Origin of the sequence: Vagococcus lutrae (assembly GCF_023299185.1) — a bacterium.
GTDB lineage: Bacteria > Bacillota > Bacilli > Lactobacillales > Vagococcaceae > Vagococcus_A > Vagococcus_A lutrae.
The window spans coordinates 1-12,335 of the sequence record NZ_CP097017.1 but is presented as its reverse complement, the minus strand read 5'-3'; the positions used below and the strand labels follow the sequence as shown (position 1 = coordinate 12,335).

Genomic DNA, 12,335 nt, shown 5'->3' with positions numbered 1-12,335 from the left:
TGACATCAATATAGAAAGAAAGCAGTGACATTTCGTCCTGCCTTCTGTTATTACCCTAAGAATACTAATAGTAAGGCAACAACGACGCCCAAAATAGGAACAGCCTCGATTAAACCTGCCCCAATAAACATGGTACTACGTAATTCACCTGACATTTCTGGTTGACGCGCCATACATTCTAAAGTTTTAGAAATAACCTTTCCGTTACCGTATGCAGCAGCAATAGCTGATCCAAATACTGCGATAGCTGCAGCAATATAATTTAATCCTTCCATCTATGTTTCCTCCTAAATTTCATTATCATTTTTTAGTGCTCTGCTTCTATCTTATGTGATAGATATACAGAAGAAAGTGTGACAAATATAAATGCTTGGATTCCACCTATGAAAATAGAGAATCCTTGCCAGATCATTTCAAGTGGAACTGCAAACACAAAGGATATCCATCCCTTACTTGCCGCAAAACTCGAAATTAATGTTAATAGTACTTCCCCTGCATAAATATTACCGTATAAACGTAAACCTAACGTTAACACGTTGGTTAACTCTTCCATAAGTTTAATCGGCATTAGGAATTTAGCGGGTTCTGAGTAACTATTTTTAAAATATTTCTTCATTCCGAATTTTTTAATTCCAAAATAATTCGTTAACAGGATAACGACAGCTGCTAGTGTTAATGTCACAAGAGGATCCGCAGTGGGACTCTTCCAATAACTAATCGCTTGTTCACCTTGGTGTACTTCTATTTTAGTTACTAACCCAAGAATATTGGATACGAGTATAAATAGAAATAGAGTAAAAGCTAAAAGGTGATGATTGTTTACTTCATTACCTGGGATATTATCAGATAATATCTTTCTCACAAAGTCCACGACCATCTCTAGAACATTTTGCTTACCCGTAGGCTTCAACTTTAAATTTCTTGAAAAAGAATACACAAAAGCAAATACAATAATACAAGTTAAAACGGTCATAGCCATTAACGTGACATCAAAGTCTAGCGGGCCAATCGTGATTATTTTGGATATTTCATTCATACAACTTCACCTCATTTCACAAAAAAATGTGCACTAACTCATGCGCGTTGAAAGGATTCACTCAACATGTTTAATCTTACCATCAAAATCAGTAAAATACAAAGATTTTTATAAAGCAAAAACGGACAACTTGTCCGTTTTTATGAGTTTTTGATGTGCGAATTAATGATATTTTAACCCGTTTTTCGTTATGCTTTTTAATGGTTTTTCAAGGCACGTTCAACTTCACGATTCACGGCTTTTCTCTTTAAATCTTCTCGTTTATCATATTGTTTTTTCCCTTTTGCTACCCCAATCAAAACTTTAGCGAACCCGTTTTTCAAATAAACTTTTAATGGTATGAGCGTAATTCCTTTGTTTTTTGATTCACCTAGTAGCTGGTCGATTTGACGTTTATGCATTAATAATTTTCTGGCACGTAAAGGGTCGTGATTAAATAAATTACCTTGCTCATATGGGCTAATATGAACATTATGAAGGTATGCTTCCCCTTGACGTATCGTAGCAAAGCCATCTTTTAAATTAATTCGACCTGCTCGTATAGACTTTATTTCAGTCCCTTTTAAGACAATGCCTGCTTCCACAGTCGATAAGATGGTGTAGTCATGACGGGCTTTTCTATTTTGAGCCAACACATTGCTTTCTTTTTTTGCCATCAAGGTTCCTCCTTATTTCTTCTTTTTCTTCTTCTTAGCCACTTTCTTATAAAAAGGAGCTTTATGTTTTGATTTATGAGATGTTTGACGCTTTCTTTTTCCTGAATTTCTTTCACGTTTCTCATGATTTTTTCGCTTTATATTCGTTTGAATCCTCGGATCATCTGCCAATTGCTCAGCATTCAACAATTCAAAGTCAATTTCTCGCGTCTCAACATCTGCTTTCATTAGTTTAACTGTCACTTGCTGGCCAATTTTATACATGCGACGAGTGCGTTCACCTACTAATGTCAAATGATTTTCAATAAAGTGATAGTAATCATCTTTTAACTGACTAACATGAATCAATCCTTCTACTGTATTCGGTAATTCCACAAAAATACCAAACTTCGTAATAGAGCTAATCACCCCTTCAAACTCTTGCCCCACTTTATCTGCCATAAACTCCGTCTTTTTCAGACTATCCGTATCACGTTCAGCATCTACTGAACGACGTTCCATGATTGAGCTATGTAAGGCAATATCAGGTAGCGTGCTTTCTAAGTGATTCGTCATCTTAGGTGTAATCGGCTCGTGCATATATTTTTTAATTAAACGATGCACAATTAAATCGGGATAACGTCGAATTGGCGACGTAAAATGTGTATAGTCATCTGTCGCTAATCCATAGTGGCCTAGTGGTTCTGCTGCGTATTTAGCTTGCTGCATGCTTCGTAATAACATCATGTTAATAATTGGTTTCTCTGGCATTTCTTCCACATGTTTCATAACTTTTTGAAGTTCTTTCGGATCGATATTGTCTTTCGTGCCTTTTACCACAACATCAAAGTTTGTTAAAAATTCAAAGAAACGTTGAATTTTTTCCGTTTTAGGTTCTTCGTGTATCCGATAAATAAAAGGTAATCCTTCTTGCTCATAATGAGCAGCAATCGTTTCATTGGCCATTAACATAAATGATTCTATCATTTTTTCAGCAACACCGCGTTCTCGCAAAACTATCGAAAGTGGTTTGCCAGTTTCATCTAGCTGAATGTAAGATTCCTTACTTTCAAACGAGATAGCTCCACGTCGTTCACGCATTTTTTCTAATATAAAGTGCAACTCAGACATCTCTTTAAAAAATGAACCAAGTTCTGCATAATCTTGACTTGCTTGTGAGTGTTCATCAGAAAGTATTTCATTAACAGCGTCATACGTCATACGCTCTTTTGTCCGAATTACACTTTCATAAATCTCATAGTCCATCACTTTCCCATTACTATCGATTTCCATTTCACAACTTAATGTTAGTCGGTCGACATTTGGATTTAAGCTGCAAATGCCATTAGATAGTCGGTGAGGTAACATGGGAATGACACGGTCAGTTAAATAAACGCTGGTGGCACGTTTATACGCTTCTTCATTCAACGCACTGTTTTCTCTAACATAATGCGCAACATCGGCAATATGAACGCCGAGTCGATACGTTCCACGCTCCGTCTTTTCAAAACTAATCGCATCATCTAAATCTTTTGCCTCTGCTCCGTCTATCGTCACAATCGTTCGGTCTCTAAGGTCACGTCGTCCTTCACGCTCACTGTCTAAGACTTCATCTGGTATCGCTGCGACTTCCTCCATCACTTCGTCAGGAAAAGTCGTCGGAATACCGTGCTGCATGACAATCGTTAATATATCCATACCTGGGTCATTCTTATGTCCGACTGTTTGAAGAATAACTCCTTCTAACGCTCTGTCATAACCCTTTTCAGGGTAATGGGTAATCGAAACAACGCAAATACTTCCTTCAACAGGTTGCAATCCTTCTTTTGCAACATAAACACGATAGTTCGCTAATTTCTTGTCTTGTGGTTTCACAAAACCGTATAAATCTGTTTCCGCTATTTCCTCTTCATCGTAAGGGATAAACTCTCCGACGATTTGTGTCATATGACGTTTTTTTATTTCAACTACTTTTCCTTCGGCCATACGGTCTTTTAAATAATCCCCTGGCGAAACGATGTCAATTAAGACCGTATCACCATCTAAAGCATAATTCGTTTTTTCTTTTGGTATAAATATATCTGGTTCAGATTCATCTAGCGTGACAAAGCCAAAGCCACGTTCATTTGCATGAAAATGTCCTTCTAAAAGTAGCGTATCACGATGAGGTAACGTGACTTTTCCTTTAGAGGTTAATTTGATTTCCTTTTTCTCTTCTAAAAAAGCAATTTCTTTTACCAGTTCTTTGAACGCCTGACTGCTTTCACAATCAAGTTGTTGACTCAATTCTCGAATACTATAGCTTTTTTGAGGATTGGCCTTTAAAAACGCCATAATTTTTTCTCGTATTGTTATCATACTCTCTCCTTTTTTATGACTGACTCCAAGATAGAGATTCAATAAAGGCTAATACATCATCTTGAAGTTCAAGTCGGTCTGGGCCAATCGTAATCACATGCCCACTGTTTTCATACCATTTGACGGTTACATCTGCCGCTGACAATTGTTCTTTTGCTTCATAGACTGTTTGAGGGTTAATCATACGGTCTTTGCCTGCTTGAACTAATAAAGTTGGGACTTTGACGTTTGGCATTTCATTATAAATAACATCCGTCAAGCTAATTAATTCTACCAACTGCTTATCTAATTTCTCAGTCACTGTTGCCAACGCTTCTCCTGTTAAAGTTTCTCCCATTTTCTCTGCTGCTTGTTTAGCAAATTGTAAGAAAACAGGTCGAATATTCGTGTCAAACTTCGGTACAAGTGGTGAACAGAAGGCACCACCGCCGATAATTTCTTCACGATTATCTGTTAAAGTCTTAATAGCGTATTCGCCACCTAGTGATAATCCAAACACCGCAATCTCATTGTGTCCACGTTTTTTTAAAAATTCAATGCTCTCTTCAACATTTTTCTGCCAATACTTTGGCCCATACTCTAATACATCAACGGGTGTTTCTGTCCCGTGCCCTTCAAACATTGGAAGTAACACCGTATAGCCAGCATTATTTAAAAAGCGGCCCATCGCTCGTACATCATTAGGTGTTCCTGTATAAGCGTGAAATAAAATAACCGCTCGTTTACCTCCTTCAAAAAAAGTTGTTTCTGGTTGTTGTTTAATTGTTGATTGCATGACAATACTCCTTTTATCCTATATATTCTTCATCTCTGTTCCTATTGTACCAATTAAAAAGCCTCCTGTTCAAACAGGAGGCTCTTACTTACTTATGCTAACGGTAAATATGCTAATAAGATTGCAACGACAACCCAGGCAATTGCTAATACCGTCGTGATTCGTTGCATGACCGCTTCAAATCCGCGTGCCTTTTGTTTTCCAAATAATTGATCTGCTCCACCGGTAAATGCGCTTGCCGCACTGTTTTGTTTACTAGGCTGCATCATTACAGCTACTATGATCAACAATGATAAAATAATCATTAGTGTGATTAAAAAACTATACACTTGGTAGCCCTCCCTATCTTGTACACATAATATCTTTAATATTATATCATATCTGCATTTCAATAGCTATTCTTTTTGTTGCATCACCCATTGCTGCTTCTATTATTTCCAAGTCTTCTACTTCGATTGTTTTCATATCTAGCCACAAATGCTGATGATGGATTTTTCCTATAACAGGTACCTCGTACTCACGTAAATAATCAGCTAGTGTCTGTAAACTTCCCTGTTTTAACCTTATACATACTGATTTTGAAGGTAAGGAGTCGTTAGGATAGGCACCACCTCCCACTTGTGCCTCTGAGTCTTTTATTGTCACCTCAATAAGATGATGATAAGGAGTCAAACGAGAAGATAAAGTTTCTGCTAATTGTTGTAATTCTTCAACATCACGATAAAGATAATGTAGTGTCGGAATTTGCTGTTTCGCTAGCTCCACGTTTTCATATAAAGCAAGCGTGGCATCTAACGTTGCTAATGTTAACTTATCCACACGAAGCGCTCGTGTTAATTGATTGCGTTTCATCGCGTCAATCCACTCTTTTTTACCGATAATAATACCGGCTTGCGGCCCACCTAATAATTTATCGCCACTAAACGTGACAAGGTCACTCCCTTGATGCAACGCCTCCGTCAACGTCAATTCACGTCGTAATCCTAATTCTGATAAATCAAAAAACAAACCACTACCTAAATCTGTCACAAGTGGTATCTCGTAACGCTTAGCTAGTTGGCTTAATTCTGAAATAGGTACTTCTGATGTAAATCCTTCAATCCGATAATTACTCGTATGAACTTTTAATAAGGCCCCTGTTTCTTCCGATATTGCATGCTGATAATCAGCAAAATGCGTCTTATTCGTCGTCCCAACTTCACGCAATTGAGCACCACTTAAAGTAATGATTTCAGGTATTCGAAAGGCACCACCAATTTCAACTAGTTCGCCACGTGAGATAATTACTTCTTGATTTTGACTTATCGTATGCAGAACTAATAACACGGCCGCCGCATTGTTATTAACGACTAACGCCGCTTCGGCACCCGTTAATTGCCTTAATCGCTCCGTCACATGGTCATAACGCGAGCCTCTCGTTCCCGTTTTTAAATCATATTCCAGATTGGTGTAATGAGGACCTAAAGCGACGACTTTATCTAAAGCAGCTTGACTTAGAACACTGCGTCCTAAGTTAGTATGCAAGATAACTCCCGTAGCATTAATCACCTTTTTTAATTGCATGTGAGTGGAAAGATGTAAGACATGATGAACTGCCTCCACCCAATCACTGACCGTCTCTCTGATTATTGTCGATTTCTCATTTAGAAGTGCTTTACGATAATTCGCTTGTTCTAGCTGAATCGTCCTTTTCACCTTTTCTAAACCATATTTTTCAATTATTTCTTGCATTTCTGATTGCTCCAATAATCGATTAACAGAAGGTATCGCTCTTAATTTTTCCTGCATAGTCTATCTCCTCTTTTTAATAAGCAAACGTTGATTATCCACTCGCTTTGTCCACCCTTGTTTATCCATTGCCTCTAATAGCTGTAAACTCTGTTGACGATTGACATCTAATAAATCACGGCACTCAGCGACAGAAATCGTGCGATTTTTTTCTAAGTAATCAATCACTCGCTCTATCTGATGGTTTAAGTAGGTCACGCCAACAACGCGCTGCCGGTCGACGAAGTAAATATAAGACTGTCTCTCTTTACTATCTAACAGAACGATATCAGGAAATTTTTCTTTTAACGTTTGCCAAGTTGTCGCTTTCAACCCTTGTTGATTTAAAAAAGCGTCCAAGTTCCTTAACCATTCTACTTCCATGTGAGGTTCTTCGCGTGGCAACATGTAGATGTCTTCTTGTTTTACGACCGTTCCATTAGTTATTAAATCTTCTAATATGGCTTCAATCCAAATAGAAGGAATCGCGACAAACACGCGGAATAAATCCGTTAATGTTACGCCTTGAACCCTTTGATTTGTTTCATACAACTTGTCAAGATAATCAATCAATTCTTGTTTGAGCAATGTAAAACGTTCTTTTGTTATAATCGAAGTCGACTTACTCATAATCTGTCCTTCTTTTTCCAGTTGAGATAACGTTTGTTCAAGCGCGACCTCTTCCATTTGCGACCGTTCACTTAATGACTGAAATGATACAATTTCGCCAGCTTTCTTTAATAAAAATAAAACTAACTTTTTGTTATCAGCTGCGAGACGATACGTGAGTTCTTCTAAAATAAGTTGGTCATTGCGACGACTCTTAGTTACAGTTGTATTTAAAACATTACCTCCCGCAATTGTCGTAACAGGTGAATACGAACGTAAGATAAAGCGGTCACCTGGAAAAACGATAACAGGCTGCTCTAAACGTAGCTGAACAAAATCAGACTCATTGGGAGCAATTTCTTCTTTATTTAACGGTACGACACGTCCTTGTATCGTCTGCGTCCCTACATGCAAATGCACGCGTTGCCAATGTGTTAATGTTGCCTGACTTTGTATATTTGTCACGTAAGTATTAAGCATATAACTCGCTTCTACATTTTCCACACACGATAATACACTACCTTTGGGAACATCTGATACTTTCACACCACTGAGCTGGATGGCAACGCGTTGCCCAGTCGTCACTTGACTTACTGGTTGGTCGTGAACGTGCAACTGTCTTATCTTCACTTTCTTTCGCAAAGGATAGACCCAAATTTCATCATTAATCGTTAGTCTCCCTGATAGTAACGTCCCAGTCACAATCGTCCCTATTCCTTTTAACGAAAAAGAGCGGTCGACATTTAAACGAGGGAGCTTGGCAACCTCATTCTTTCTAGCAAAATGACGCGCATACTTTTCAATCTCTGCCTTTAATTCACCGATACCAGTATTAGCAAGGCTATCTACTGGTATGACAGGAACCTGCGTTCTTTCACTATTAAAACCAAATGATGTTAAAAAATGCTCAATAGCTGTTCGACAAGACGTAATCTTTTCAATAGAAACTTCATTTACCTTAGTCATCACTACTATCATATCTTCTATGCCTAGCAATTTTAATATCGATAAATGTTCATAGGTTTGTGGCATAATCCCCTCATTTACATCGACCACTAATAATACGAGGTCCATGCCGATCGCTCCTGAGACCATGTTTTTCAAAAAACTCTCATGTCCAGGAACATCGACTATTCCAACTCGTTGTCCAGTAGACAAATCCATATACGCGAACCCCAACTCAATAGAGAGGCCTCGTTTTTTCTCTTGGGGCGTACGATCTGTATCGATATCAGTCAACGCTTTAATTAGACTTGTCTTACCGTGATCGACATGACCGGCTGTCCCAATAATAAAATCATTCATTTTTTCACCTACCGACTCCACTATATATTAATGACAGTATCGCTCTTCAATAAAAGTTCCGTAATGAAAAACATATTCACTATTTCAGCAGACGTTATCTTCTCTGTTACTTGATACTGTTCTGTACATGCCCCACAAGCAAATAGTGTCACACCCTTTGCTTTTAACTCATCAAAAGAACTAGCCAATTCACCCACTAATAACTTCACACCTTCGTTGTAAAACACTAAATATTTTGGCAATACAGCTTGTTCTAACAAGGAAGCGATAAAGCCTGACATCAACTTTTTACCTAACTCTTCACTACCACTCCCCATAGTTAAGGAATCAAATACCATTGTCTTCATGATATCAGAAGTTTGTGTTTCTTGCTTCTTATCCAAAAGTTTATCCGATACTTCTACCTCACTCTCTTTTAAAAGAAATACTTCATATCGGTTGGCTGCTTGTTTAATACAACGATATGTAACATTCTTTTGTGAGGCAAATTTTTTTAAATTTTGAGTTGCAATTTCATTATCTACTATAATACTTAACGACTTTTCAGTTTCTAACGCACGTTTGGCTTGAATAACAGGTAATGGACAAGCCTGACCTGTAGCATCTATTTTTTTCATCATTCTTTCCCACTTTCTACGACAATCGACTGCCCTGTTTTTTTATCAACAATCTGCCCAATAATTCGCGCATACGGATAATGTACCTTGATTTTTTCTAAAAAAGCTTCCGCTTCTTCAACAGGCAGACTCATTAACAGCCCCCCTGATGTTTGTGGATCATACAGCAATTCTTCCCACGCAAAATCATCCATTTGAAATAACACCTTATCTTCTAAATGATTACGATTTCGTTGTCCCCCCGCTGTTATCATAAATTCATTCGCTAAATCATGAGCACCTGGTAAATATGGAATTTCCGATTGCCATAAAACAGCTTGTTGACTGTCTGAAAGCATTTCTAACAAATGACCTAACAAGCCAAAACCTGTGACATCCGTACAAGCAGAAACAGCATGATCGCGCATATGTTCTACAGCATATTTATTTAACAACGTCATCGAAGCAACCGCTTCTTGAAAGGTCTTTTCATCCGTCTCATGAATACTATACGCAGAAGTTATCACACTGACTCCAATCGGCTTGGTTAAGATTAAATAATCTCCGAGCTGTGCTCCCTGATTAGTTATCATTTTATCCGGATGAACCGTCCCCGTCACCGATAGACCATACTTAGGAAGCGCGTCATGAATTGAATGGCCACCTACTAAAAGTCCCCCAGCCTCTTGAACTTTTTCTGCACCACCTTTTAAAATAAGCGCAAGAATATCTAGGTCACCTTCTTCAGGAAAACAAACAATATTCATCGCAGTCAACACTGATCCTCCCATTGCATAGACATCACTTAAAGCATTCGTCGCTGCAATCTGTCCAAATAAATAAGGATCGCTCACCATCGTTGGAAAAAAATCTAATGTCTGAATCAACGCTTGTTCATCTGACAACGCATAGACCGCTGCATCATCTGACGAACCAAATCCCACCAATAATTTATCCGATTTTGGTTGCGGTAGATCCTTTAAAATAGCGGATAGTTCTCCTGCTCCAATCTTCGCATTACACCCACCACAAATATACAGCTCTTTTCCATTAACCTCGTCACTCGACATCTTGCCCCTCCTTCGTACTCTTTTCTTCTATTCTAGCATACCCTTTATCTAAAATAAGCTTTCGTGTTTTAAGTTTGACCGCTATTCCTTGCTGTGCTATGCTATGAATGGATTTGGGAATGGATGAGTTCTGGTGTTCTCTCTAGTCTTCAAAACTAGCATGAGGAGTTAATAGCTTCTTAGGTGGGTTCGATTCCCACACATTCCCGCCAATATAAAATAAAAAAGCAATCTCAAATTGAGATTGCTTTTCTTTTAAACTCATATTAATCTTTTAATTTATCCACAGCTTTTTCAGCTTTATCTTTTACATCGGCTGCAACTTCTTTCGCCTTACCGACTGCTTGGTCTGCTAAGCCTTCTGCTTGTTTACCTTTGTCATCCGTCACTTTACCTACGGACTCTTTTGCTTTACCTTTTACTTTATCTGATAATCCTCTGTCTGTCATAAAATGACCTCTTTTCTATTTTTTATTTATGCTTTACTCATGAAAAATGATACGACTGCAACTAAAATCACTGCACCTAAGATAGAAGGTACCAATGCCATTCCAGCTAAGCTAGGTCCCCAATGTCCGAATAAACTCTGACCAATCGAAGAACCGACTAAACCTGCAACGATGTTAGCAATCCACCCCATAGAGTTTCCTTTGTTTGTAACAGCTCCGGCAATAGCACCAATAATAGCTCCTACGATTAATGACCATAATAATGACATAATATCCCTCCTAATTCAATCTCTATAAAACAACCCTAATATTTTTTAACAAATATCATATGTTTTATATTATTTATTATACATACTTTTGTTATATTTTAAAAGAAATATGCTCAAACAAACATATCAATAACTTGTTTTCATTGTCTTTTCATACAAATTAAACTCCGTGTTATTAGTTATTTCACCTTGATAAGTGCCGACATAATTAAACCCAGCTCTTTGATACAAGGCATTCAAACCCATCTTTTCCTTCATACAATCTAGTCGTAAAACGGATATTTTAGCAGAATTAACAAGTTCCGACTCCAATCCATTTAAAAAACTTTGAGCAATACCTTGTCCTTCATAACCTCGCTTGATTGCCAACTTGTGCAAATATAAGGCCTCATTCGAAGACTTAAACTGATACCATAAACTTTTATCCCATTCTTCTTCCGGCATTACAAACGCCATTATCACAACCTTATTATCTAACTCACCTACATAAACATGCTGCTTCAAAATACGCGGTAAAATAATCGCCTCTACATCACTTGCTAATAATTCACGCCACTGACTAGAACCCATACTCGCAATTCGTTCAGCCGCTTGAACTAAAATTTGATTTAATGTCTGTAAGTCTGACTGTTTTGCTAGTCTAATATTCATTCACATTTTCCTCCCATATTTCACGATTTAAACGATAAACAACTCGTTCATAAGTATTATCTTGCAATTCAAATGCTTCACGCTTAACAAGAGACAGTGGCAAGTGAAACTTTTTAATTAATGCTATCATAGGATAATTTCCCGTCCATGTTGTAATCGTAATACCATCCAAATACGGTGTCATCAAAAATAAATAATCTACTATTAAAGAGAGCGCCTCTGCTCCATACCCTTTTCCTCGTATCTCTTTATCAAACAAGATTAACCCTATATCAAATACCAACTCATTCTCATTATTGGGATAATCATAAGATATATGGCTCCATGACGTCACACCGATTATCTCATTTTCTTGCATTACTAATAGCGGATTGCCTTCTTCAACCCAATCATGAGCTACTTCAGAAAAAAATAGTTCTTTAGACGGTATAGGCTGTTCATTCAACGGATCATTCATCTGTTGCCACTCTGAGCAAGTCTCACTAATTATTTTCCATATAACAGGCAATTCCCACTCGTCTATTTTCTTTAAATATATTTGTAACATTCACCATCAATCCTTTAAAATTCAACTTGACTTATTAGCAAATCATCAGTAAACTATAATAGTATGTTCTAGCGGTTGTGGCGGAACGGCAGACGCACTACCTTGAGGGGGTAGCGAAGAAATTCTTCGTGTGAGTTCAAATCTCATCAACCGCATCGTTTATCGAAAGACTATCTTTTACAGATAGTCTTTTTTATTATACTTTTTTAAATTAATCACCTAAGTTTTGTATATAACAAAAAAACTCAGTCTTAACAGACTGAGTCAG

The 12,335-nt window shown here is 37.6% G+C and carries 14 protein-coding genes and 2 tRNA genes; 2 read left to right on the top strand and 14 right to left on the bottom strand.

Annotation, left to right across the window (positions count from 1 at the left end; translation table 11 throughout):
• Positions 1–50: 50 nt before the first annotated feature.
• The 10 genes from atpE to selD all read right to left on the bottom strand — a co-directional run bounded on the left by atpE (position 51) and on the right by selD (position 10,151).
• Complete coding sequence (atpE, locus tag M2919_RS00080; protein WP_023605722.1) at positions 51–275, bottom strand: F0F1 ATP synthase subunit C; 225 nt, start codon at positions 273–275, stop codon at positions 51–53.
• Positions 276–307: 32 nt separating this feature from the next.
• The gene (gene atpB / locus M2919_RS00075) at positions 308–1,036 is read right to left on the bottom strand and encodes a F0F1 ATP synthase subunit A (RefSeq protein WP_126763372.1); all 729 of its coding nucleotides are present in this window, start codon (positions 1,034–1,036) and stop codon (positions 308–310) included.
• A gap of 197 nt (positions 1,037–1,233) precedes the next feature.
• Complete coding sequence (smpB, locus tag M2919_RS00070; RefSeq protein ID WP_023605724.1) at positions 1,234–1,692, bottom strand: SsrA-binding protein SmpB; 459 nt, start codon at positions 1,690–1,692, stop codon at positions 1,234–1,236.
• Positions 1,693–1,704: 12 nt separating this feature from the next.
• Positions 1,705–4,029 carry a ribonuclease R gene (rnr, locus tag M2919_RS00065; RefSeq protein WP_248848805.1) on the bottom strand — a complete coding sequence of 775 codons (2,325 nt, stop codon included), beginning with the start codon at positions 4,027–4,029 and terminating at the stop codon, positions 1,705–1,707.
• A gap of 13 nt (positions 4,030–4,042) precedes the next feature.
• Positions 4,043–4,804 carry an alpha/beta hydrolase gene (locus tag M2919_RS00060; protein WP_248848804.1) on the bottom strand — a complete coding sequence of 254 codons (762 nt, stop codon included), beginning with the start codon at positions 4,802–4,804 and terminating at the stop codon, positions 4,043–4,045.
• A 92-nt stretch (positions 4,805–4,896) separates the two neighbouring features.
• A complete protein-coding gene (secG, locus tag M2919_RS00055; protein ID WP_023605727.1) occupies positions 4,897–5,133 on the bottom strand; it encodes a preprotein translocase subunit SecG in 237 nt (78 codons plus the stop codon).
• Between the two features lie 46 nt (positions 5,134–5,179).
• The gene (gene selA, locus M2919_RS00050; RefSeq protein WP_248848803.1) at positions 5,180–6,592 is read right to left on the bottom strand and encodes an L-seryl-tRNA(Sec) selenium transferase; all 1,413 of its coding nucleotides are present in this window, start codon (positions 6,590–6,592) and stop codon (positions 5,180–5,182) included.
• 3 nt (positions 6,593–6,595) lie between these two features.
• Positions 6,596–8,485 (bottom strand): selenocysteine-specific translation elongation factor, encoded by a 1,890-nt coding sequence (selB, locus tag M2919_RS00045; protein WP_248848802.1) that lies wholly within the window; start codon positions 8,483–8,485, stop codon positions 6,596–6,598.
• 20 nt (positions 8,486–8,505) lie between these two features.
• Complete coding sequence (gene yedF, locus M2919_RS00040) at positions 8,506–9,105, bottom strand: sulfurtransferase-like selenium metabolism protein YedF (RefSeq protein WP_248848801.1); 600 nt, start codon at positions 9,103–9,105, stop codon at positions 8,506–8,508.
• Positions 9,102–10,151, bottom strand: a complete 1,050-nt coding sequence (selD, locus tag M2919_RS00035) for a selenide, water dikinase SelD (protein ID WP_248848800.1) — start codon at positions 10,149–10,151, stop codon at positions 9,102–9,104. Before selD ends, yedF begins: the two co-directional genes overlap by 4 nt.
• Positions 10,152–10,266: 115 nt before the next feature.
• Here selD and M2919_RS00030 point away from each other — a divergent pair.
• A tRNA-Sec gene (locus tag M2919_RS00030) sits at positions 10,267–10,363 on the top strand.
• 54 nt (positions 10,364–10,417) lie between these two features.
• Here the strand turns inward: M2919_RS00030 and M2919_RS00025 are convergent.
• The 4 genes from M2919_RS00025 to M2919_RS00010 form a co-directional block, all read right to left on the bottom strand.
• Positions 10,418–10,600: a CsbD family protein gene (locus M2919_RS00025; protein WP_126763387.1), complete on the bottom strand. Its 183-nt coding sequence runs from the start codon at positions 10,598–10,600 to the stop codon at positions 10,418–10,420.
• Positions 10,601–10,626: 26 nt separating this feature from the next.
• Positions 10,627–10,869 (bottom strand): GlsB/YeaQ/YmgE family stress response membrane protein, encoded by a 243-nt coding sequence (locus M2919_RS00020; protein WP_023605729.1) that lies wholly within the window; start codon positions 10,867–10,869, stop codon positions 10,627–10,629.
• A gap of 126 nt (positions 10,870–10,995) precedes the next feature.
• Entirely contained in the window at positions 10,996–11,520 is a 525-nt protein-coding gene (locus tag M2919_RS00015; RefSeq protein WP_248848799.1) for a GNAT family N-acetyltransferase, read from the bottom strand.
• Positions 11,510–12,067: a GNAT family N-acetyltransferase gene (locus M2919_RS00010; protein ID WP_248848798.1), complete on the bottom strand. Its 558-nt coding sequence runs from the start codon at positions 12,065–12,067 to the stop codon at positions 11,510–11,512. The genes M2919_RS00015 and M2919_RS00010 overlap by 11 nt, the downstream gene beginning before the upstream one ends.
• A gap of 71 nt (positions 12,068–12,138) precedes the next feature.
• Here M2919_RS00010 and M2919_RS00005 point away from each other — a divergent pair.
• Positions 12,139–12,222 (top strand) — tRNA-Leu (locus M2919_RS00005).
• Positions 12,223–12,335 lie beyond the last annotated feature (113 nt).